Here is a 22,417-nt window from a genome sequence, read left to right as displayed (position 1 = left end):
TGTCGGGCCCGGCGGACCTCCGCCGGGCCCGACGCCGTTCCTCCGTCTCCGTCCGCGGCGTCCGAGCCCTTGCCTCCCGCACCGCCCCCGCCGCGGAAAACAGCGCCCGCGTCAGGCTGACGGGCGTCGAAGGGGGAACGCTCGCTACCATGGGATCTCCGGGGCCCGACCGGGTGACCCGGAACGCGCCCGAGGAGTCCTCTTGCCAGACGAGGCCCAGTCACTGACCGCCGCCCAGCCCGAGCGGGCGAGGGGCGACGCGGCGAGCCCCGCGCCGGACACGGACGCGCAGGACATCCGCGAGGAGCCCGCAGGCCGGGAGCGCGCGCAGGACCGGGCCGCCGCGCCCGCCGAGGAGGCGGCCCGCCCGAGGCCCTCGTCCCGCACCACCGGCCCCGCCGGCGCCAGCGGCACGGGCGCCGCCCCCCGCTCCGGCTCCTCCAGCCGCGTCCGCGCCCGCCTGGCCCGCCTCGGCGTGCAGCGCTCCAGCGCGTACAACCCCGTCCTGGAACCGCTGCTGCGGATAGTGCGCGGCAACGACCCCAAGACCGAGACGTCCACGCTCCGCCAGATCGAGAAGGCCTACCAGGTCGCCGAACGCTGGCACCGCGGGCAGAAGCGCAAGAGCGGCGACCCGTACATCACCCACCCGCTCGCGGTCACCACCATCCTCGCCGAGCTCGGCATGGACCCGGCGACGCTGATGGCCGGCCTGCTCCACGACACCGTCGAGGACACCGAGTACGGCCTCGAACAGCTGCGCCAGGACTTCGGCGACACGGTGGCCCTGCTGGTCGACGGCGTGACCAAGCTGGACAAGGTCAAGTTCGGCGAGGCCGCGCAGGCCGAGACCGTGCGCAAGATGGTCGTCGCCATGGCCAAGGACCCCCGGGTCCTGGTGATCAAGCTCGCGGACCGCCTGCACAACATGCGCACCATGCGCTACCTCAAGCGGGAGAAGCAGGAGAAGAAGGCCCGCGAGACCCTGGAGATCTACGCCCCGCTGGCCCACCGGCTGGGCATGAACACCATCAAGTGGGAGCTGGAGGACCTCGCGTTCGCGATCCTCTACCCCAAGATGTACGACGAGATCGTCCGCCTGGTCGCCGAGCGCGCCCCCAAGCGCGACGAGTACCTCGCCACCGTCATCGACGAGGTCCAGGCCGACCTGCGGGCCGCCCGCATCAAGGCGACCGTCACCGGCCGCCCCAAGCACTACTACAGCGTCTACCAGAAGATGATCGTCCGCGGCCGCGACTTCGCGGAGATCTACGACCTGGTGGGCATCCGCGTCCTCGTGGACACCGTCCGCGACTGCTACGCGGCCCTCGGCACGGTGCACGCGCGCTGGAACCCGGTCCCCGGCCGGTTCAAGGACTACATCGCGATGCCCAAGTTCAACATGTACCAGTCGCTGCACACGACGGTCATCGGCCCCGGCGGCAAGCCCGTCGAGCTGCAGATCCGCACCTTCGACATGCACCGCCGCGCCGAGTACGGCATCGCCGCGCACTGGAAGTACAAGCAGGAGGCCGTGGCCGGAGCCTCCAAGGTCCGCACCGACTCCCCGCGCTCCGCGGGCTCCGGCAAGGACAAGGACGCGGTCAACGACATGGCGTGGCTGCGCCAGCTCCTCGACTGGCAGAAGGAGACCGAGGACCCCGGCGAGTTCCTGGACTCCCTGCGCTTCGACCTGTCGCGCAACGAGGTCTTCGTCTTCACCCCCAAGGGCGACGTCATAGCGCTGCCCGCCGGGGCGACGCCCGTCGACTTCGCCTACGCCGTCCACACCGAGGTCGGCCACCGCACCATAGGCGCCCGCGTCAACGGCCGCCTGGTCCCGCTGGAGTCCACCCTGGACAACGGCGACACCGTCGAGGTGTTCACCTCCAAGGCCGACAACGCGGGTCCCTCCCGTGACTGGCTCGGCTTCGTCAAGTCGCCCCGCGCCCGCAACAAGATCCGCGCCTGGTTCTCCAAGGAGCGCCGGGACGAGGCCATCGAGCACGGCAAGGACGCCATCGCGCGGGCCATGCGCAAGCAGAACCTGCCGATCCAGCGCATCCTCACCGGCGACTCCCTGGTCACCATCGCCCACGAGATGCGCTACCCGGACATCTCCTCCCTGTACGCCGCGATCGGCGAGGGCCATGTGGCCGCGCAGAACGTCGTGCAGAAGCTGGTCCAGGCGATGGGCGGCGAGGAGGCCGCCAGCGAGGAGATCGACGAGAGCGTGCCGCCGGCGCGCACCCGCAAGCGCCGCTCCAGCGCCGACCCAGGCGTCGTCGTCAAGGGCGTCGACGACGTGTGGGTCAAGCTGGCCCGGTGCTGCACCCCGGTGCCCGGCGACCCGATCATCGGCTTCGTCACCCGGGGCAGCGGCGTCTCCGTGCACCGCACCGACTGCGTCAACGTCGACTCGCTCTCCCGCGAACCCGAGCGGATGCTCGAGGTCGAGTGGGCGCCCACCCAGTCCTCGGTGTTCCTGGTCGCCATCCAGGTCGAGGCGCTGGACCGGTCCCGGCTGCTCTCCGACGTCACCCGGGTCCTGTCCGACCAGCACGTCAACATCCTGTCCGCGGCGGTGCAGACCTCCCGCGACCGGGTGGCGACCTCGCGGTTCACCTTCGAGATGGGCGACCCCAAACACCTGGGCCACGTCCTGAAGGCCGTCCGCGGTGTGGAGGGCGTCTACGACGTCTACCGGGTGACCTCCGCGCGCCAGACCCGCTGACGCCCCGCCCGGGCCCGCACACGAACGACGCCCCCGGCCGCAGAGGCGACCGGGGGCGTCGGCGTCGGAGGGGCGTCGGCCGCCGCACTCCTGGAGGGCGTCAGCCGCCGAACTCCTGCAGACCCTTGAGGGCCTGGTCCAGCAGGGCCCGACGCCCCGCCAGCTCACGCTCGAGCTTCTCCGCCCGCGCGGTGTTGCCCTGCGCGCGGGCCTGCTCGATCTGGCCCTCGAGCTTGTCCACCGCGGCCTGCAGCTGACCGGTCAGACCGGCCGCACGCGCCCGCGCCTCCGGGTTGGTGCGCTTCCACTCGGCCTCCTCGGCCTCCTGGATCGCCCGCTCCACCGCGTGCATCCGGCCCTCGACCTTCGGCCGGGCGTCCCGCGGGACGTGGCCGACGGCCTCCCACCGCTCGTTGATCGCACGGAAGGCGGCGCGCGCGGCCTTGAGGTCGGTGACGGGCAGGAGCTTCTCGGCCTCCCCGGCCAGCTCCTCCTTCAGCTTCAGGTTCTCCGCCTGCTCGGCGTCCCGCTCGGCGAAGACCGAGCTGCGGGCGGCGAAGAAGACGTCCTGGGCGCCGCGGAAGCGGTTCCACAGTTCGTCCTCGTGCTCGCGCTGGGCGCGGCCCGCCGCCTTCCACTCGGTCATCAGCTCGCGGTAACGGGCGGCCGTCGGACCCCAGTCCGTCGAGCCGGAGAGCGACTCCGCCTCGGCGACCAGCCGCTCCTTGACCTTGCGGGCGTCCTCGCGCTGCTGGTCCAGCTGAGCGAAGTGCGCCTTGCGGCGCTTGGAGAACGCGCTGCGGGCGTGCGAGAAGCGGTGCCACAGCTCGTCGTCGGACTTGCGGTCCAGCCGCGGCAGCCCCTTCCAGGTGTCCACCAGCGCGCGCAGCCGCTCGCCGGCCGACCGCCACTGCTCGGACCGGGCCAGCTCCTCGGCCTCGGCGACCAGCGCCTCCTTGGCCTGACGGGCCTCCTCCGACTGCTTCGCCCGCTGCGCCTTGCGCTCCTCGCGACGGGAATCGACCGTCTCCACCAGCTTGTCCAGACGCTTGCGCAGCGCGTCCAGGTCGCCCACCGCGTGATGGGCGTCGACCTGCTCACGCAGGTGCTCGACAGCGGCCAGGGCGTCCTTGGCGGCGAGGTCGGTGGTCCGCACCCTCCGCTCGAGGAGGCCGATCTCGACAACCAGGCCCTCGTACTTGCGCTCGAAGTAGGCCAACGCCTCGTCAGGGGAGCCGGCCTGCCAGGAACCGACGACCTTCTCGCCGTCGGCCGTACGCACGTACACGGTCCCCGTCTCGTCGACGCGGCCCCACGGGTCGCTGCTCACAGCGCCTCCTCCACATGATGCCGCGGGGGGTTTCGTGGCCCCGGGCATCCTCCACAGTTTCGTCACCGGTCAACATAGGCGACCGGCGGGTGGCCTGTCCGCATCCCGCGCGACCGAATATCGGCCCGCGGGAAGGCGTCCACGGCTCAGGACTTGGTGACGGTCGCCTTGTTGATGACCACCGTCGCGTTGGGGGCGCCGTCCCCCATGCCGGTGCTCTCACCGGCCTTGGCGATCTTCTCCAGGACCGCCAGCCCCTTCTTGTCGAGCTTGCCGAACGGCGTGTAGTTCGGCGGCAGCGGGCTGTCCTGGTAGACCAGGAAGAACTGGCTGCCGTTGGTGTTCGGACCGGCGTTGGCCATCGCGACCGTGCCCGTCGGGTAGGTGTCCTTCTTCAGGGCGTCGGACTTGAGGTTCTCGTCCTTGATCTCGTACCCGGGACCGCCGGAGCCCTGGGCCGTCGGGTCGCCGCACTGGAGCACGTAGATGCCCTGGGTGGTCAGGCGGTGGCACTTGGTGTGGTCGAAGTAGCCCTTGCCCGCCAGGAACTCGAAGGAGTTCACGGTGTGCGGCGCGCCCTTGGCGTCCAGCTCGACCGACATCTCCCCGCAGGTGGTGTCCAGCGTCATCGTGTACTGCGCGGACGTGTCGATCTTGAGCGCCGGCTCCTTGTCGAACGTCATCTTCTCGATCTCGCCCGCGGCCGGCTTCTCGCACGGGTCCGGGGCCTTCTTGGACGGCTCGGCGCTCGGGGACGCCTCCGCGCTCTTGGCCACGTTGTCGTCGTCGCCCCGCAGCGTCCCCGTGGTGTACAGCGCGAGGCTGCCGACCAGGACCACGCCGAGGACCGACGCGATCACCGCGTTCCGCATGCGCGCCTTGCGGCGGGCGTCGGTGCGCCGCTGCTGCTGGCGCAAGAACTTCTCCCGGGCGAGCTGACGCCGCCGCTGTTCCTGGGTGACCACCGGGTCTCACTCCTCGTGCGAATCGTGCGTCGACCGGGCCGCTTGGGCCTCCTGAGCCGACCGCGTGCGTGTGCCCCGTACCGTATATGGGTTCGCCGATGATTCGGCAGCGCCGGTAGGCTGCTGACGCCAGGGTGGCCGGAACGCCGCCCGCCCGTATCGACATATGAGGGACGATCGTGCTCATTGCCGGGTTCCCGGCCGGTGCCTGGGGGACGAACTGTTATCTCGTCGCCCCCGGTGCCGGCGAGGAGTGCGTGATCATCGACCCCGGCCACCAGGCCGCCGCGGGAGTCGAGGAGACACTCAGGAAGCATCGGCTCAAGCCCGTCGCGGTCGTCCTCACCCATGGACACATCGACCACGTCGCCTCGGTGGTCCCGGTGTGCGGCGCGCACGACGTGCCCGCCTGGATCCACCCGTCGGACCGGTACATGATGAGCGACCCCGAGAAGGCGCTCGGCCGGTCCATCGGCATGCCGCTCATGGGTGAGCTGGCCGTGGGCGAGCCCGACGACGTCCGGGAGCTCACCGACGGCTCGCGGCTGGAGCTCGCCGGGCTGGAGTTCTCCGTGGCGCACGCTCCCGGCCATACCAAGGGGTCGGTGACCTTCCGGATGCCCGAGAACGCGGACGTGCCGTCCGTCTTCTTCTCCGGGGATCTGCTGTTCGCCGGCTCCATCGGACGGACCGACCTGCCGGGCGGCGACATGGACGACATGCTCGCGTCGCTGGCCCGCGTGTGCCTGCCGCTGGAGGACACCACCGTCGTCCTGTCCGGCCACGGCCCCCAGACGACCATCGGCCAGGAGCGCGCCACCAACCCCTATCTGCGGCAGGTGGCCGCCGGCCCGGAGGGCTTCCAGGCCCCCCGACGAGGAATGTGACGAGAGAACACCCGTGAGCACTTTCAAGGCCCCCAAGGGCACGTACGACCTGATCCCGCCGAGCTCCGCCCGGTACCTCGCCGTGCGCGAGGCGATCGCCGCCCCGCTGCGCAACTCCGGCTACGGCTACATCGAGACCCCCGGCTTCGAGAACGTCGAGCTGTTCGCCCGCGGCGTCGGCGAGTCCACCGACATCGTCACCAAGGAGATGTACGCCTTCGAGACCAAGGGCGGCGACCGGCTCGCCCTGCGTCCCGAGGGCACCGCCTCCGTGCTCCGCGCCGCGCTGGAGGCCAACCTCCACAAGGCCGGCAACCTGCCCGTCAAGCTCTGGTACTCGGGCTCCTACTACCGCTACGAGCGCCCGCAGAAGGGCCGCTACCGCCACTTCTCCCAGGTCGGCGCCGAGGCGATCGGCGCCGAGGACCCCGCGCTGGACGCCGAGCTGATCATCCTGGCCGACCAGGCCTACCGCTCGCTGGGCCTGCGGAACTTCCGCATCCTGCTCAACAGCCTCGGCGACAAGGAGTGCCGCCCCGCCTACCGGGCCGCCCTCCAGGACTTCCTGCGCGGCCTGGACCTCGACGAGGAGACGCTGCGCCGGGCCGAGATCAACCCGCTGCGCGTCCTCGACGACAAGCGGGCCGACGTGCAGCAGCAGCTCGTGGGCGCGCCGCTGCTCCAGGACCACCTGTGCGAGGCGTGCAAGGCCTACCACGAGGAGGTCCGCGAGCTGATCACCGCGGCGGGCGTCGCCTTCGAGGACGACCCGAAGCTGGTCCGCGGCCTCGACTACTACACCCGCACCACCTTCGAGTTCGTCCACGACGGCCTCGGCTCCCAGTCCGCGGTGGGCGGCGGCGGCCGGTACGACGGCCTCTCCGAGATGATCGGCGGCCCGGCGCTGCCGTCCGTGGGCTGGGCGCTCGGCGTCGACCGCACCGTGCTGGCCCTGGAGGCGGAGGGCGTCGAGCTGGACCTGCCCGCCACCACCAGCGTCTTCGCCGTCCCGCTGGGCGAGGAGGCGCGGCGGCTGCTGTTCGCCAAGGTCACCGAGCTGCGCAAGGTGGGCATCGCCGCGGACTTCGGGTACGGCAACAAGGGGCTCAAGGCGGCCATGAAGGCCGCCAACCGCTCCGGCGCCCGGTTCACCCTGGTGGCCGGTGAGCGGGACCTCGCCGAGGGCGTCGTCCAGCTCAAGGACATGGAGTCCGGCGAGCAGACGGCCATCGGCGTCGGCGAGATCGTCGCGGAACTCGAGTCCCGCCTCGGCTGACGCCCGCCGCCCGCGCCCGGGGCGCCTCCTCCGCGAGGAGGGGGCGCCCTTCGCGTTCCCGCCCGTGCGCGGGTGCGTCCCTGGAACGGGTGTTCCCGGCCGGAGGGCCCTTCGGCGCAGCCGTGGGGACCCATTTACGTCCATCGAACGGCGGGCGTGCCAGAGTGCGGCACAATGGCCGTGCCCAGCCCCTTCGACGCCAGGGAATCGGTGTGATGAGCAGCATGACGACAGTGCACGACGTGCCGGCGCCCCGGACCGGGGACGACGGTCCGCGCCGGGCGGGCGGCAGCCGGGCCTTCGGTGTGCTGCTGGTGATCACCGGCCTGCTCGGCGTGTTCGCCTCGGGCATCATCACGATGGACAAGTTCCACCTGCTCGAGGACCCGTCCTACAAGCCGGCCTGCAGCCTGAACCCGATCTTCTCCTGCGTGAGCATCATGCAGAGCGACCAGGCCTCGGTCTTCGGCTTCCCGAACCCGCTGCTGGGCCTGGTCACCTACGGCATCGTCGTCGCCGTGGGCATGAGCGTGATCGCGGGCGCCCGGTTCCCCCGCTGGTACTGGCTCACCTTCAACGCCGGCACGCTCTTCGGCGTGGGCTTCTGCACCTGGCTGATGATCCAGTCCCTGTACGAGATCAACCGCCTCTGCCTGTGGTGCATGCTCGCCTGGACCGTCACCATCCTGATGTTCTGGTACGTGACCTCGTTCAACGTCCGCAACGGCTTCCTGCCCGCGCCCAAGGGGCTGCGGAACTTCTTCGCCGAGTTCACCTGGGCGCTCCCGGTGCTGCACCTCGGCATCGTCGCCATCCTGATCTTCACCCGCTGGGGCGCCAACCTCTGGGCCTGACCGGCCCCGGCCGCGTTGTCGGCGCCGTGGCTTAGGGTTTCGGTGTGGAGCCCGACCTGTTCACCGCCGCAGCCGAAGAACGCCAGGAGAAGGACCCGGCCGCCAGTCCGCTGGCGGTCCGGATGCGCCCCCGCACCCTTGACGAGGTCGTGGGCCAGGGGCACCTGCTGAAGCCCGGCTCCCCGCTGCGCCGCCTGGTCGGCGAAGGCGCCTCCGGCCCCGCCGGACCCTCCTCGGTGATCCTCTGGGGGCCGCCGGGGACGGGCAAGACGACGCTCGCGTACGTGATCTCCAAGGCCACCGACAAGCGGTTCGTGGAGCTCTCCGCGATCACCGCCGGCGTCAAGGAGGTCCGGGCGGTCATCGACGGCGCGCGCCGCGCCACCGGCGGCTTCGGCAAGGAGACCGTCCTCTTCCTCGACGAGATCCACCGCTTCAGCAAGGCCCAGCAGGACTCCCTGCTTCCGGCGGTGGAGAACCGCTGGGTCACCCTGATCGCCGCCACCACCGAGAACCCGTACTTCTCGGTGATCTCCCCGCTGCTCTCGCGCTCCCTGCTGCTGACCCTGGAACCGCTCACCGACGAGGACCTGCGCGGTCTGCTGCACCGCGCGGTGAGCGACGAGCGAGGGCTCGGCGGCTCGGTGGAGCTGCCCGAGGACGCCGAGGAGCACCTGCTGCGGGTCGCCGGCGGTGACGCCCGCCGCGCCCTGACGGCCCTGGAGGCGGGCGCGGGTTCGGCCCTGGCCAAGGGTGAGGCCGCGATCACGCTGGAGACGCTGGAGGACTCCGTCGCCCGCGCCGCCGTGCGCTACGACAAGGACGGCGACCAGCACTATGACGTGGCCAGCGCGCTGATCAAGTCGATCAGGGGCTCCGACGTGGACGCCGCCCTGCACTACCTGGCCCGCATGATCGACGCGGGGGAGGACCCTCGGTTCATCGCGCGCCGGCTGATGATCTCCGCCAGCGAGGACATCGGCCTCGCCGACCCGAACGCGTTGTCCGTCGCCGTGGCCGCGGCGCAGGCCGTCGCCATGATCGGCTTCCCGGAGGCCGCCCTCACGCTGAGCCACGCCACCATCGCGCTGGCCCTCGCCCCCAAGTCCAACGCGGCGACCACGGCGATCGGCGCCGCGCTGGAGGACGTCCGCAAGGGACTGGCCGGGCCGGTCCCGTCGCACCTGCGCGACGGGCACTACAAGGGCGCCGCCAAGCTGGGGCACGCCCAGGGGTACGTCTACCCGCACGACCTGCCCGAGGGCATCGCCGCCCAGCAGTACGCGCCGGACGCGATCAAGGACCGCGAGTACTACAGCCCCACCCGGCACGGCGCCGAGGCCCGGTACGCCGACGCCGTGGAGTGGACCCGCAAGAACCTCGGCCGCCGCCGGTCCTGACCCGCGGTCCTCGCGGCCCGGCGAGGGCTGTACCATTGCCCGAAGTGCTGCGTCCCGTAGTCCGCTCCGGCGGACCGCACCAGGCGGGACATCCAGCCGGAACCCCGAGCCGCGAGGCTCCGGGGATCCAGGAGCGTCGCGCACCGTCGAAGGTGTCGCGGGCAGCCCACCACCGCCTCCGGTCCACGCGCCCGGGGTCACCGGTCGGTGGGCCACTCGCGTGCTGCACGTATGTGCCCAGACCTGGGAGCGGCTGCCCGCCGGGTTCTCCGGAACCGGACGGGTTTCCCGGGCTGCGGATGCGACCTCCCCTAACCCTGGTGAGCCGTATTCACACAGAAATATGAGGTGTTTGGTTCATGGCGAACCAGTCCCGCCCCAAGGTCAAGAAGTCGCGTGCCCTCGGCATCGCGCTGACCCCGAAGGCCGTCAAGTACTTCGAGGCCCGCCCCTACCCGCCGGGTGAGCACGGCCGCGGCCGCAAGCAGAACTCGGACTACAAGGTCCGTCTGCTCGAGAAGCAGCGTCTGCGCGCGCAGTACGACGTGTCCGAGCGCCAGCTCGTCCGCGCCTACGAGCGTGCCTCCAAGGTGCAGGGCAAGACCGGTGAGGCCCTGATCGTCGAGCTCGAGCGCCGTCTCGACGCGCTGGTCCTGCGTTCGGGCATCGCCCGCACGATCTACCAGGCCCGCCAGATGGTCGTCCACGGCCACATCCAGGTCAACGGCCAGAAGGTCGACAAGCCGTCCTTCCGTGTCCGTCCGGACGACGTCGTGCAGGTCCGCGACCGCTCCAAGGACAAGACGCTGTTCCAGGTCGCCCGCGAGGGTGGCTTCGCCCCCGACGGCGAGATCCCGCGCTACCTGCAGGTGAACCTCAAGGCCCTGGCGTTCCGCCTGGACCGCGAGCCGAACCGCAAGGAGATCCCGGTGATCTGCGACGAGCAGCTCGTCGTCGAGTACTACGCCCGCTGATCCTGCTCGGATTGGCGAGCTGCGCTCGCCTCCGGGGCGCCGGAGTCGGTGTCCCTTCGGCTCGCTTGCCGCGAGGCGTGCGCTGCTCAACCTCGGCCCGCCGCCGTGCCGGTTCTTCCGTGCACGGGGGCGGGCCGTCGCCGTTCCCCGGGGCGGGCGGGACGGCCGCGTCGCCGCGCGGCGGAAACCGGTACAGGGCGCGCGCCCTGGCGCGATAGGCTCGGGGCACGACTTTTCCGATGTCAGGGAGCGGGTGCGCAGTGTCCGGTGGAGAGGTGGCCGGAATCCTGGTGGCCGTCTTCTGGGCCATCCTGGTGTCCTTCCTCGCCGTAGCCCTGGCGAGACTGGCCCAGACGCTCAGGGCGACGACCAGGCTGGTGGCGGACGTGACCGAGCAGGCCGTCCCGCTGCTCTCCGACGCCTCCCAGGCCGTGCGTTCCGCACAGACCCAGATCGACCGGGTCGACGCCATCGCATCGGACGTCCAGGAGGTCACGTCGAACGCCAACGCGCTGTCGACGACCGTCGCCTCCACCTTCGGCGGCCCCCTGGTCAAGGTCGCGGCCTTCGGTTACGGCGTGCGCCGCGCGCTGAGCCGCAGCGACGCCGCGGCCGGGGCGCCGCGCGAACCCCGGCGCACCGTGATCGTGGGCCGAACCCTCCCGGCCGAAGGCCGGGCCAGCCGGACGAAGCGGAAGAGGGACTGAACCACCGATGTTCCGTCGAGCCTTCTGGTTCTCCGCCGGCGCAGCCGCCGGCGTGTGGGCCACCACCAAGGTCAACCGCAAGCTGAAACAGCTCACCCCCGAGAGCCTCGCCGCGCAGGCGGCGAACAAGGCCGTCGAGGCGGGCCACCGGCTGAAGGACTTCGCGCTCGACGTGCGCGACAACATGGTCCAGCGCGAGGCCGAACTCGGCGAGGCGCTCGGCCTGAACGCGCCCGTCGACCCCGGACCCCGCGCCGCCGCCCTGGAGCCGGGGCGGACCACCGGGCGGCACATCGCCGCCGCAGACCACCGCAGCAACGAGAAGTACGCCCCGACGTACTCGTACAACCGGAATGAGGACCACTGATGGAGTCGGCCGAGATCCGCCGCCGCTGGCTGAGCTTCTTCGAGGAGCGCGGGCACACCGTCGTCCCTTCGGCGTCGCTGATCGCGGACGACCCGACTCTGCTCCTCGTCCCGGCCGGCATGGTGCCGTTCAAGCCCTACTTCCTGGGTGAGGTCAAGCCGCCGTACCCGCGCGCCACCAGCGTGCAGAAGTGCGTGCGCACGCCGGACATCGAGGAGGTCGGCAAGACCACCCGCCACGGCACCTTCTTCCAGATGTGCGGCAACTTCTCCTTCGGCGACTACTTCAAGGAAGGCGCCATCAAGCTCGCCTGGGAGCTGCTCACCAGCCCCCAGGACAAGGGTGGTTACGGCCTGGAGGCCGAGAAGCTCTGGATCACCGTCTACCAGGACGACGACGAGGCCGAGCAGATCTGGCGCGACGTCGTCGGCGTGCCCGCCGAGCGGATCCAGCGCCTGGGCAAGAAGGACAACTTCTGGTCCATGGGCGTCCCCGGCCCCTGCGGCCCGTGCTCCGAGATCAACTACGACCGCGGCCCCGAGTTCGGCGTCGAGGGCGGCCCGGCCGTCAACGACGAGCGGTACGTGGAGATCTGGAACCTCGTCTTCATGCAGTACGAGCGGGGCGAGGGCACCGGCAAGGACGACTTCGAGATCCTCGGCGACCTGCCCAGCAAGAACATCGACACCGGTCTCGGCCTCGAACGCCTCGCGATGATCCTGCAGGGCGTGCAGAACATGTACGAGATCGACACCTCGATGGCCGTCATCGAGAAGGCCACCGAGCTGACCGGCGTCCGCTACGGCGACGCCGCCTCCTCCGACGTCTCGCTGCGCGTGGTCACCGACCACATGCGCACCTCGGTGATGCTCATCGGCGACGGCGTCACCCCCGGCAACGAGGGCCGCGGCTACGTGCTGCGCCGCATCATGCGCCGCGCCATCCGCAACATGCGCCTGCTCGGCGCCACCGGCCCGGTCGTCAAGGACCTCATCGACGTCGTCATCGGCATGATGGGCCAGCAGTACCCCGAGCTGGTCACCGACCGCGAGCGGATCGAGAAGGTCGCCCTCGCCGAGGAGAACGCCTTCCTCAAGACGCTGAAGGCCGGCACCAACATCCTCGACACCGCCGTCACCGAGACCAAGGCCGCCGGCGGCAAGGTCCTCGCCGGCGACAAGGCGTTCCTGCTCCACGACACCTGGGGCTTCCCCATCGACCTCACCCTCGAGATGGCCGCCGAACAGGGCCTCTCCGTGGACGAGGACGGCTTCCGCCGCCTGATGAAGGAGCAGCGGGAGCGCGCCAAGGCCGACGCCCAGGCCAAGAAGACCGGTCACGCCTCGCTCGGCGCCTACCGCGAGATCGCCGACACCGCCGGCGAGACCGAGTTCATCGGCTACACCCACACCGAGGGCGAGTCCACCGTCGTCGGCATCCTGGTCGACGGCGTCTCCTCCCCGGCCGCCCGCGAGGGCGACGAGGTCGAGGTCGTCCTGGACCGCACCCCGTTCTACGCCGAGGGCGGCGGCCAGATCGGCGACACCGGCCGGATCAAGGCCGACTCCGGCGCCGTGATCGAGATCCGCGACTGCCAGAAGCCGGTCCCGGGCGTCTACGTGCACAAGGGCGTCGTCATGGTGGGCGAGGTGACCGTGGGCTCGAAGGCCGAGGCCTCCATCGACCACCGTCGCCGCACCGCCATCGCCCGCGCCCACTCGGCCACCCACCTCACCCACCAGGCCCTGCGCGACGCGCTCGGCCCGACGGCCGCCCAGGCCGGTTCGGAGAACCAGCCGGGCCGCTTCCGCTTCGACTTCGGCTCCCCGTCGGCCGTCCCGACGGCCGTGATGACCGACGTCGAGCAGAAGATCAACGAGGTGCTCTCCCGCGACCTCGACGTGCGCGCCGACGTGATGAGCATCGACGAGGCCAAGAAGCAGGGCGCCATCGCCGAGTTCGGCGAGAAGTACGGCGAGCGGGTCCGCGTGGTCACCATCGGCGACTTCTCCAAGGAGCTGTGCGGCGGCACGCACGTCCACTCCACCGCCCAGCTCGGTCTGGTGAAGCTGCTCGGCGAGTCCTCCATCGGCTCCGGCGTGCGCCGCATCGAGGCCCTGGTCGGCGTCGACGCGTACAACTTCCTGGCCCGCGAGCACACGGTGGTCAACCAGCTCACCGAGCTGCTCAAGGGCCGCTCGGAGGAGCTGCCGGAGAAGGTCGCCGCCATGCTCGGCAAGCTGAAGGACGCCGAGAAGGAGATCGAGAAGTTCCGCGCCGAGAAGGTGCTGCAGGCCGCCGCCGGTCTCGCCGAGTCCGCCAAGGACGTCCGCGGCGTGGCCCTGGTCACCGGCCAGGTGCCGGACGGCACCACCGCCGACGACCTGCGCAAGCTGGTCCTCGACGTGCGCGGCCGCATCCAGGGCGGCCGGGCCGCCGTGGTGGCCCTGTTCACCACGGTCAACGGCAAGCCGCTCACGGTCATCGCCACCAACGACGCCGCCCGTGACCGCGGCCTCAAGGCCGGCGACCTGGTCCGCGTGGCCGCCAAGACCCTCGGCGGCGGCGGTGGCGGAAAGCCGGACGTCGCCCAGGGCGGCGGCCAGAACCCGGCCGCCATCGGCGAGGCCGTGGACGCCGTCGAGCGCCTCGTGGCCGACACGGCCAAGTGAGGTAGGCGACACATGCGCAGAGGACGCCGGCTGGCCGTCGACGTCGGGGACGCCCGGATCGGGGTCGCCTCGTGCGACCCCGACGGGATCCTCGCCACACCGGTCGAGACGGTGCCGGGACGAGACGTCCCGGCGGCCCACCGGCGGCTCACGCAGCTCGTCGAGGAGTACGAACCCATCGAGGTCGTCGTCGGCCTTCCCCGCTCCCTCAAGGGCGGGGAGGGCCCCGCGGCCGCCAAGGTGCGCGGCTTCACCCAGGAGCTGGCGGCGCGGATCGCGCCGGTGCCGGTGCGGCTGGTGGACGAGCGGATGACCACGGTCACGGCGAGCCAGGGACTGCGCGCCTCGGGCGTGAAGTCCAAGAAGGGACGCTCCGTGATCGACCAGGCCGCGGCTGTGATCATCCTGCAGCAGGCACTGGAATCCGAACGGGTGTCCGGGGTTGCTCCAGGGGAAGCAGTCGAGGTGGCCCGCTGATCGCGGTACGGTAACGTTCCGCGCGATGCGGCGCGTTCGAATGCCGTCGCACAACGAGAGGCGGCGCGGCTCCGAGCCGACCGGTGCCGGAAAGACACCGCCTCGCGGCTCTAGGGGATCGATGACTGAGTATGGCCGGGGCCAAGGCTCCGAACCGTGGCATCCCGGTGACCCGTACTACGGGGACGACGGATGGGGAGGGCAGCACCCGCAGGGGCAGCAGCAGTTCCCGTACGGCGGCCAGCCGCAGCAGTATCCGGAGCAGGACCCGTACGGCGGACAGGACCAGCAGCACTACGGGCAGCAGCACCAGCAGCAGTACGGCGGTGACTGGGGCACCGGAGAGCAGCCGCCGTACGGCACGGGCCACGATCCCTACGCGCAGCAGCATCAGCACCAGCAGCAGCACCCCCACCAGCACCAGCAGTCGTACGACGACGGCTACGGGACGCAGCAGGGCTACCAGGAGCAGGGTCACCAGCAGCAGGGGTACCCGCAGCAGGGCGACGGCCGGCCGGGCGCCGGCCAGGACCGCCCCGACTGGGACGCCGAGCCGGAGGAGGAGCGGCACCCGTTCTTCACCGGCGCGGACGACGACGAGGACGACGGTCGCGACGACCGCCCCGGTCGGCGCGGGCGTGGCGGCAGGTCGGACCGCCGGGGCCGTGACGAGGGCCGCCGGGGCCGCGGCGGCGACCGCGACGAGGGCCGCAGAGGCCGCGGGGGCTGCCTGATCGGCCTGCTGGTGGTCGGCGCGGTGGTCGTCGGCGGGGGCTACTACCTCTACCAGGACCGCTTCGCCTCGGCCCCGGACTTCTCGGGCGACGGCAACGGCACGGCCGTCTCGATCACCATCCCGCCCGGCTCCACCGGCGCGGAGGTCGGCCGGATCCTCAAGGAGAAGGGCATCGTCAAGAGCGTCGACGGCTTCGTCGCGGCGCTCACCGACAGCGGGGGCGACCTCCAGGCGGGCGCGTACCAGCTCGAAAAGGAAATGTCCGCAGAGACCGCGGTGGAATGGCTCCTCGACCCCGGCAAGAGCGGCGCCAAGGGGCTGGTCGTCACCGAGGGCATGCGGAACGCCGACATCTACAAGGCGATCGACAAGAAGCTCGACCTCGACGCGGGCACCACCCAGAAGATCGCCCAGGAGAAGTCCGAGACGCTGGGCCTGCCCGAGTGGGCCGCCGACAGCGACGACATAAAGGACCCCCTGGAGGGCTTCCTCTTCCCGGCGACCTACCCGGCCGCGGACGACACCAAGCCCGAGGACCTCCTCAAGGACATGGTGAAGCGGTCCACCGAGATCTACGAGAAGCACGAGGTCGACACCCGGTACAAGGAGTTCGGGCTCGACAGCCCGCTCGAGCTGGTCACCGTCGCCAGCCTGGTGCAGGCCGAGGGCATCAGCCACGACGACTTCAAGCAGATGGCCGAGGTCATCTACAACCGGCTGTCGCCGGACAACACCGAGACCTACGGCAAGCTCGAGTTCGACTCCAGCTACAACTACTTCAAGAACCAGCACGAGCTGGACATCTCCGCGCAGGATCTCCGGGGCATCGACAACCCCTACAACACGCACTACCACCGCGGTCTGCCGCCCGGCCCGATCGGCAACCCGGGCGAGGACGCCATCACCGGCGCGATGGCCCCCACCGACCAGGGCTGGTACTACTTCATCTCACTCGACGGCAAGACCAGCAAGTTCAGCAAGACCTACGCCGAGCACGAGAAGCTGGTCCAGCAGTTCCAGAAGCAGCTGCGGGAGGAGCAGTGACCCAGCGGCACCGCGCCGCCGTGCTCGGCTCGCCGATCGCCCACTCCCTCTCCCCGGTGCTGCACCGGGCCGCCTACGCCGAGCTCGGCCTGGACGGCTGGACGTACGACCGGTTCGAGACCGACGAGGCGGCCCTGCCCGGCTTCGTCGAGGGCCTCGGCCCGGAGTGGGCCGGGCTTTCGCTGACCATGCCGCTGAAGCGGGCGATCATCCCGCTGCTCGACTCGGTCAGCGAGACCGCCGCCTCCGTCGAGGCCGTCAACACGGTCGTGTTCACCGAGGACGGCCGCCGCGTCGGGGACAACACCGACGTCCCCGGCATGGTCGCCGCCCTCCGCGAGCGGGGCATCGAGAAGGCGGAGTCGGCGGCGGTCCTCGGCGCCGGCGCCACCGCGTCGTCCGCGCTGGCCGCGCTGACCCGGATCTGCCCCGGCGAGATCACGGTGTACGTCCGCAGCGAGGCGCGCGCCGCCGAGATGCGGGAGTGGGGCGCCCGCCTCGGGGCCGGCGTCCGGATCGCCGCCTGGGAGGACGCCGCCGAGGCCCTGCGGGCCCCGCTGGTGATCGCCACGACCCCCGCCGGCGCCACCGACGCCCTGGCCGGGGCGGTGCCGGAGCGGCCCGGCGCGCTGTTCGACGTGCTCTACGAGCCCTGGCCGACCCCGCTGGCGCACCGCTGGTCCGCGGCCGGGGGCGCGCTGGTCGGCGGCCTCGACCTGCTGGTGCACCAGGCGGTGCTCCAGGTCGAGCAGATGACCGGACGGGTCCCGGCGCCGCTGAAGGCCATGCGGGACGCGGGGGAGCGGGCACTCTCCGCCCGCTGAAGCCCCGGGCCGAGCGGCTCGTGCGCCGGTGACCTCCGTCACGCCGCCGTCCCACCGCGCCCCGCGCTGCCGGGGGTCCGTGGCGTGGGACGCCTGTCCGACCGGTGGACCGGTGGGCCGTCCGCCTCCCCGGGCATGGGAGGATCAGGGGCAAGGCGGGCCCGGCCAGGACCTGGGCGCGCCGTCGCCGTACCACTGGCGCGAGCAGGAGGAGCACCGTTGAGCAGGTTGCGCTGGCTGACCGCGGGGGAGTCCCACGGACCCGCACTCGTCGCGACGCTGGAAGGACTTCCGGCCGGCGTGCCGGTCACCACCGAGATGGTGGCCGACCACCTCGCCCGCCGCCGCCTCGGCTACGGCCGCGGCGCCCGGATGAAGTTCGAGCGCGACGAGGTCACCTTCCTCGGCGGCGTGCGCCACGGCCTCAGCCTCGGCTCCCCGATCGCGATCATGGTCGGCAACACCGAGTGGCCCAAGTGGGAGCAGGTCATGGCCGCCGACCCGGTGGACCCGGAGATCCTCGCCGGCCTCGCCCGCAACGCGCCGCTGACCCGGCCGCGGCCCGGCCACGCCGACCTGGCCGGCATGCAGAAGTACGGCTTCGACGAGGCCCGCCCGATCCTCGAGCGCGCCTCCGCCCGCGAAACCGCGGCCCGCGTCGCGCTCGGCGCCGTCGCCCGCTCCTACCTCAAGGAGACGGCCGGCATCGAGATCGTCTCCCACGTCGTCGAACTGGCCGCCGCCAAGGCCCCGTACGGCGTGTACCCGACGCCCGCGGACACCGAGAAGCTGGACGCCGACCCGGTGCGCTGCCTGGACGCCGACGCGTCGAAGCGGATGGTCGCCGAGATCGACCAGGCCCACAAGGACGGTGACACCCTCGGCGGCGTCGTCGAGGTGCTGGCCTACGGCGTGCCCGTCGGCCTCGGCTCGCACGTCCACTGGGACCGCCGCCTGGACGCCCGCCTGGCCGCCGCGCTGATGGGCATCCAGGCCATCAAGGGCGTCGAGGTCGGCGACGGCTTCGACCTGGCCCGCGTGCCCGGCTCCAAGGCGCACGACGAGATCGTCCCCACCGAGGACGGCATCCGCCGCGCCTCCGGCCGCGCCGGCGGCACCGAGGGCGGCCTCACCACCGGCGAGTTGCTGCGGGTGCGGGCCGCGATGAAGCCCATCGCCACCGTGCCGCGCGCCCTGCGCACCGTCGACGTCACCACCGGCGAACCCGCGCAGGCCCACCACCAGCGCTCCGACGTCTGCGCGGTCCCCGCGGCGGGCATCGTCGCCGAGGCCATGGTCGCCCTCGTCCTGGCCGACGCGGTGGCCGAGAAGTTCGGCGGCGACAGCGTCCCCGAGACCCGTCGCAACGTGCGGTCGTACCTCGACACCCTGACCGTCCGATGAACGCCGGACCACGCCTGGTCCTGGTCGGCCCGATGGGCGTCGGCAAGTCCACCGTGGGCGCGCTGCTCGCCGACCGCCTCGGCGTCGGCTACCGCGACACCGACGACGACATCGTCGCCACCGAGGGCCGCGCCATCGCCGACATCTTCGTCGACGACGGCGAGGAGCGGTTCCGCGCCCTGGAGAAGGCGGCCGTGCACACCGCGCTCGCCGAGCACGACGGCGTCCTCGCCCTCGGCGGCGGGGCGATCCTCGACGCCGGCACGCGGGCGCAGCTGGCCGGCCTGCGGGTCGTCTACCTCTCGATGGACGTCGAGGAGGCCGCCCGGCGCACCGGCCTCAACCAGGCCCGCCCGCTGCTCGCCGTCAACCCGCGCAAGCAGTGGCGGGAGCTGATGGAGGCCCGGCGCCACCTGTACACCGAGGTCGCCCGCGCGGTGGTCCCCACCGACGGGCGCACCCCCGAGGAGGTCGCCGAGGCGGTCCTCGACGCACTGGAGAAGAACGAAGCATGAGCACCCGTGAAGCCGTGACCCGGATCCAGGTCGCCGGTAGCGCCGGCACCGACCCGTACGAGGTCCTGGTCGGCCGGCAGCTCCTCGGCGAGCTCGGCGCCCTGGTGGGCGACAAGGCCCAGCGGGTCGCCGTGATCCACCCCGAGGCGCTCGCCGAGACCGGAGACGCGCTCCGTGCCGACCTGGCCGAGCAGGGCTTCGAGGCGGTCGCCATCCAGGTGCCGAACGCGGAGGAGGCCAAGACCGCCGAGGTCGCCGCCTACTGCTGGAAGGCGCTGGGCCAGACCGGCTTCACCCGCACCGACGTGATCGTCGGCGTCGGCGGCGGCGCCACCACCGACCTGGCCGGCTTCGTCGCCGCCACCTGGCTGCGCGGGGTGCGCTGGATCGCCGTCCCCACCACCGTGCTCGCCATGGTGGACGCGGCCGTCGGCGGCAAGACGGGCATCAACACCGCCGAGGGCAAGAACCTCGTCGGCGCCTTCCACCCGCCGGCCGGCGTCCTGTGCGACCTGGCCGCGCTGGACTCGCTGCCGGTGCACGACTACGTCTCCGGCCTCGCCGAGGTCGTCAAGGCCGGCTTCATCGCCGACCCGGTCATCCTCGACCTGATCGAGGGCGACCCCGAGGCCGCGCGCAGCCCCGAAGGGCCGCACACCGCCGAGCTGATCGAGCGCGCCATCCGGGTCAAGGCCGAGGTGGTCTCCTCCGACCTCAAGGAGTCGGGCCTGCGGGAGATCCTCAACTACGGCCACACCCTGGCGCACGCCATCGAGAAGAACGAGCGCTACAAGTGGCGGCACGGCGCGGCCGTCGCCGTCGGCATGCGGTTCGCCGCCGAGCTGGGCCGGGTCGCCGGACGGCTCGACGACGCCACCGCCGACCGGCACACCGAGATCCTCCGCTCCCTCGGCCTGCCGCTGACCTACCGCTACGACCAGTGGCCCAAGCTGCTGGAGAACATGAAGGTCGACAAGAAGTCCCGCGGCGACCTGCTGCGCTTCATCGTCCTGGACGGCCTGGCCCGTCCCACCGTGCTGGAGGGCCCGGACCCGGCGGTGCTGCTCGCCGCCTACGGCGAGGTCGCCGAGTAACCCCCCGGACCCCAGGGCACTTTCCCGCCGCCCCGCCCGTTCCCCACCAGACGGCGCGGGGCGGTACCGTTCCGACGGCCGGTACGACGGATGCGACCACGAGACGGAGTGGCAGGGATGCAGCACGCGGTGGGGTCCGAACTGCCGCCTCCCCACGGGCCCGGGCAGACCGCCTGGACGGGGCAGGCGCCCGAGGCGACCGGTCAGATGCCCTTGCCCCAGGGAGGCCCGGTGCACCCGCAGGCGGCTCCCCTGGCCCAGGGCGGTGTCCACGCGGTGGCGCCGCCGCCCCCGGACCCGCGGACGGCGATCCTCGCGGTGCTGCTCATCGGCCCCGCCGGAGCCGGCAAGACCAGCGTCGCCCAGTACTGGGCCGACCACCGCCGGGTGCCCACCGCCCACATCAGCCTCGACGACGTCCGCGAGTGGGTCCGCTCCGGCTTCGCCGACCCGCAGACCGGCTGGAACGAGCAGTCCGAGACCCAGTACCGCCTGGCCCGCCGCACCTGCGGCTTCGCCGCGCGCAACTTCCTCGCCAACGGCATCTCCTGCGTGATCGACGACGCCGTCTTCCCCGACCGGCCGGTCGTCGGACTCGGCGGCTGGAAGCGGCACGTCGGCCCCGGGCTGCTGCCGGTGGTCCTGCTGCCCGGCCTGGAGGTCGTGCTGGAGCGCAACGCCCGGCGCTCGGGCAACCGGCGGCTCACCGACGAGGAAGTCGCCCGCATCCACGGGCGGATGGCCGGCTGGTACGGCTCCGGCCTGCCCATCATCGACAACTCCCAGATGGACGTCCCCACCACCGCCGCGCTCCTCGACGACGTCCTCGCCCGCTCCATCGCCGCGCCGCCGCAGTGGTGACGCCGGCCGCCGCGGCCCGCACGGGCGGGCGCGGGCCCCGGACACGCGCCTGACGGTCCGCCGGACCGGCCCGGGCGCCCCCGCCCCCCGACCGGCCGCGTTCAGGACGCGCCCCCGCGCGCAGGAACATACGCTCGGGCCATGCCAGAGGTGTTCGCCGCCCGCCGGGCGCGGCTGAGGGAACGCTGCCACGCGGTCGGCAGCGCGGCCGCGCTGGTCACCCGTCCCGCCAACGTGCGGTACCTCGCCGGTGCCGCCCCGCCGGGTGCCGCGCTGCTCCTCGCTCCGCGTGACGGCGCCGAGGACGTGCTGCTGTGCCCGCACCCCCTGGAGGACCCGCAGCCCTCCGGCGCCCGCGAGGGCGGGCGGCCCGACGACCTGCTGCGGATCCGGCCGCTCGGCGGCAGCCTCTCCCCGGAGGGCGGCGACGCCGCCGTGGCCGCCGCCGGACTGGCCGCCGAGGAGGGCGGCGTCGACTCCCTCGCCGTGGAGGAGCACCACCTCACCGTCGCCCGCCACCGCGCCATCGGCTCCGTGGCTCCCCGCCTGCGGCTCACCGACCTCGGAGGGTCCGTGGAGCAGATGCGCGTGGTCAAGGACGAGGAGGAGATCTCCTGCCTGCGCGCCGGCGCCGAGATCGCCGACCAGGCGCTGGGCGAGCTGCTGGAGTCCATCCTGGTCGGCCGCACCGAGCGTCACCTCGCCCTGGAACTGGAGCGCCGCCTCGTCGACCACGGGGCCGACGGTCCGGCGTTCCCCACCTCCGTGGCCACGGGCCCGCACGCCGGGCGGCCGGGCCACCGGCCCACCGACCGCCGGGTCGAGGAAGGCGACTTCCTCTCCGTCTGCATGGGCGCCACCTACCGCGGCTACCGGTGCGAGATCGGCCGGACCTTCGTCATCGGCACCACCCCCGCGGACTGGCAGATCGAGCTCTACGACGTGGTCTTCGCAGCCCAGCGGGCCGGCCGTGAGGCGCTCGCACCGGGCGTCGAACACCGCGATGTGGACCGGGCCGCACGGCACGTGCTGTCGTCCGCCGGCTACGGCAGCGCGCTGCCGGCCCGCACCGGACACGGTGTGGGACTGGAAATCGCGGAGGACCCGCAGTTGGCCCCCGCGGCCATGGGTAAACTGGACGCTTGCGTGCCGGTCACCGTCGAGCCGGGGGTTCACCTCCCCGGTCGGGGCGGGGTCCGGATCGATGACACGCTCGTCGTACGCCCCGAGGCGGACGGCGGACCCGAGCTACTCACCATCACGACCAAGGAGCTGCTCGCGCTGTAGCCTCCGGGC

The 22,417-nt window shown here is 72.1% G+C and carries 19 protein-coding genes; 17 read left to right on the top strand and 2 right to left on the bottom strand.

What is annotated here, in order from left to right; all coding sequences use genetic code 11:
• The first annotated feature begins 202 nt into the window (after positions 1–202).
• Entirely contained in the window at positions 203–2,734 is a 2,532-nt protein-coding gene (locus ACWD3O_RS11820; RefSeq protein ID WP_451410951.1) for a RelA/SpoT family protein, read from the top strand.
• 100 nt (positions 2,735–2,834) lie between these two features.
• Here ACWD3O_RS11820 and ACWD3O_RS11815 read toward each other — a convergent pair whose 3' ends face one another.
• Complete coding sequence (locus tag ACWD3O_RS11815; RefSeq protein ID WP_451410950.1) at positions 2,835–4,064, bottom strand: DUF349 domain-containing protein; 1,230 nt, start codon at positions 4,062–4,064, stop codon at positions 2,835–2,837.
• 146 nt (positions 4,065–4,210) lie between these two features.
• On the bottom strand, positions 4,211–5,029 hold the full coding sequence (locus tag ACWD3O_RS11810; RefSeq protein WP_451410949.1) for a peptidylprolyl isomerase: 819 nt from the start codon (positions 5,027–5,029) through the stop codon (positions 4,211–4,213).
• Between the two features lie 179 nt (positions 5,030–5,208).
• Here ACWD3O_RS11810 and ACWD3O_RS11805 point away from each other — a divergent pair, with 179 nt between their 5' ends.
• The 16 genes from ACWD3O_RS11805 to ACWD3O_RS11730 all read left to right on the top strand — a co-directional run bounded on the left by ACWD3O_RS11805 (position 5,209) and on the right by ACWD3O_RS11730 (position 22,408).
• Positions 5,209–5,916 carry an MBL fold metallo-hydrolase gene (locus ACWD3O_RS11805; protein ID WP_451410948.1) on the top strand — a complete coding sequence of 236 codons (708 nt, stop codon included), beginning with the start codon at positions 5,209–5,211 and terminating at the stop codon, positions 5,914–5,916.
• Positions 5,917–5,929: 13 nt separating this feature from the next.
• Complete coding sequence (gene hisS, locus ACWD3O_RS11800; protein WP_451410947.1) at positions 5,930–7,192, top strand: histidine--tRNA ligase; 1,263 nt, start codon at positions 5,930–5,932, stop codon at positions 7,190–7,192.
• 215 nt (positions 7,193–7,407) lie between these two features.
• On the top strand, positions 7,408–8,046 hold the full coding sequence (locus ACWD3O_RS11795) for a vitamin K epoxide reductase family protein (protein ID WP_451410946.1): 639 nt from the start codon (positions 7,408–7,410) through the stop codon (positions 8,044–8,046).
• Positions 8,047–8,090: 44 nt separating this feature from the next.
• A complete protein-coding gene (locus ACWD3O_RS11790) occupies positions 8,091–9,446 on the top strand; it encodes a replication-associated recombination protein A (RefSeq protein WP_451415748.1) in 1,356 nt (451 codons plus the stop codon).
• 359 nt (positions 9,447–9,805) lie between these two features.
• Positions 9,806–10,420 carry a 30S ribosomal protein S4 gene (gene rpsD / locus ACWD3O_RS11785; protein WP_166023781.1) on the top strand — a complete coding sequence of 205 codons (615 nt, stop codon included), beginning with the start codon at positions 9,806–9,808 and terminating at the stop codon, positions 10,418–10,420.
• 260 nt (positions 10,421–10,680) lie between these two features.
• The gene (locus ACWD3O_RS11780) at positions 10,681–11,127 is read left to right on the top strand and encodes a DUF948 domain-containing protein (RefSeq protein WP_356134000.1); all 447 of its coding nucleotides are present in this window, start codon (positions 10,681–10,683) and stop codon (positions 11,125–11,127) included.
• A 7-nt stretch (positions 11,128–11,134) separates the two neighbouring features.
• A complete protein-coding gene (locus ACWD3O_RS11775; RefSeq protein ID WP_451410944.1) occupies positions 11,135–11,494 on the top strand; it encodes a hypothetical protein in 360 nt (119 codons plus the stop codon).
• Positions 11,494–14,166, top strand: a complete 2,673-nt coding sequence (alaS, locus tag ACWD3O_RS11770) for an alanine--tRNA ligase (RefSeq protein ID WP_451410943.1) — start codon at positions 11,494–11,496, stop codon at positions 14,164–14,166. Before ACWD3O_RS11775 ends, alaS begins: the two co-directional genes overlap by 1 nt.
• Positions 14,167–14,178: 12 nt before the next feature.
• Positions 14,179–14,643 (top strand): Holliday junction resolvase RuvX, encoded by a 465-nt coding sequence (gene ruvX / locus ACWD3O_RS11765; protein WP_451410942.1) that lies wholly within the window; start codon positions 14,179–14,181, stop codon positions 14,641–14,643.
• A 121-nt stretch (positions 14,644–14,764) separates the two neighbouring features.
• A complete protein-coding gene (mltG, locus tag ACWD3O_RS11760) occupies positions 14,765–16,423 on the top strand; it encodes an endolytic transglycosylase MltG (RefSeq protein WP_451415747.1) in 1,659 nt (552 codons plus the stop codon).
• Positions 16,420–17,247, top strand: a complete 828-nt coding sequence (locus tag ACWD3O_RS11755) for a shikimate dehydrogenase (RefSeq protein ID WP_451415746.1) — start codon at positions 16,420–16,422, stop codon at positions 17,245–17,247. Before mltG ends, ACWD3O_RS11755 begins: the two co-directional genes overlap by 4 nt.
• Positions 17,248–17,466: 219 nt before the next feature.
• Entirely contained in the window at positions 17,467–18,651 is a 1,185-nt protein-coding gene (gene aroC, locus ACWD3O_RS11750) for a chorismate synthase (RefSeq protein ID WP_451410939.1), read from the top strand.
• A complete protein-coding gene (locus tag ACWD3O_RS11745) occupies positions 18,648–19,166 on the top strand; it encodes a shikimate kinase (protein ID WP_451410938.1) in 519 nt (172 codons plus the stop codon). The genes aroC and ACWD3O_RS11745 overlap by 4 nt, the downstream gene beginning before the upstream one ends.
• On the top strand, positions 19,163–20,260 hold the full coding sequence (gene aroB / locus ACWD3O_RS11740; RefSeq protein ID WP_451415745.1) for a 3-dehydroquinate synthase: 1,098 nt from the start codon (positions 19,163–19,165) through the stop codon (positions 20,258–20,260). Before ACWD3O_RS11745 ends, aroB begins: the two co-directional genes overlap by 4 nt.
• A gap of 117 nt (positions 20,261–20,377) precedes the next feature.
• Positions 20,378–21,121, top strand: coding sequence for an AAA family ATPase (locus tag ACWD3O_RS11735; RefSeq protein ID WP_451410936.1), 744 nt, complete (start codon positions 20,378–20,380; stop codon positions 21,119–21,121).
• Positions 21,122–21,262: 141 nt separating this feature from the next.
• Positions 21,263–22,408, top strand: a complete 1,146-nt coding sequence (locus ACWD3O_RS11730) for a M24 family metallopeptidase (protein WP_451415744.1) — start codon at positions 21,263–21,265, stop codon at positions 22,406–22,408.
• The last annotated feature ends 9 nt before the right edge of the window (positions 22,409–22,417 follow it).

The organism is Streptomyces sp. NPDC002640 (assembly GCF_053592575.1).
Note: the sequence above shows the minus strand (reverse complement) of the source record. Positions and strands in the feature narration are given on the sequence as shown.

Bases quoted from the DNA above. Each gene is read 5' to 3' on its own strand.
- ACWD3O_RS11795 (WP_451410946.1), top strand. From the start codon at position 7,408: ATGAGCAGCATGACGACAGTGCACGACGTGCCGGCGCCCCGGACCGGG.
- rpsD (WP_166023781.1), top strand. From the start codon at position 9,806: ATGGCGAACCAGTCCCGCCCCAAGGTCAAGAAGTCGCGTGCCCTCGGC.
- ACWD3O_RS11775 (WP_451410944.1), top strand. From the start codon at position 11,135: ATGTTCCGTCGAGCCTTCTGGTTCTCCGCCGGCGCAGCCGCCGGCGTG.
- alaS (WP_451410943.1), top strand. From the start codon at position 11,494: ATGGAGTCGGCCGAGATCCGCCGCCGCTGGCTGAGCTTCTTCGAGGAG.
- ruvX (WP_451410942.1), top strand. From the start codon at position 14,179: ATGCGCAGAGGACGCCGGCTGGCCGTCGACGTCGGGGACGCCCGGATC.
- mltG (WP_451415747.1), top strand. From the start codon at position 14,765: ATGACTGAGTATGGCCGGGGCCAAGGCTCCGAACCGTGGCATCCCGGT.
- ACWD3O_RS11745 (WP_451410938.1), top strand. From the start codon at position 18,648: ATGAACGCCGGACCACGCCTGGTCCTGGTCGGCCCGATGGGCGTCGGC.
- aroB (WP_451415745.1), top strand. From the start codon at position 19,163: ATGAGCACCCGTGAAGCCGTGACCCGGATCCAGGTCGCCGGTAGCGCC.
- ACWD3O_RS11735 (WP_451410936.1), top strand. From the start codon at position 20,378: ATGCAGCACGCGGTGGGGTCCGAACTGCCGCCTCCCCACGGGCCCGGG.
- ACWD3O_RS11730 (WP_451415744.1), top strand. From the start codon at position 21,263: ATGCCAGAGGTGTTCGCCGCCCGCCGGGCGCGGCTGAGGGAACGCTGC.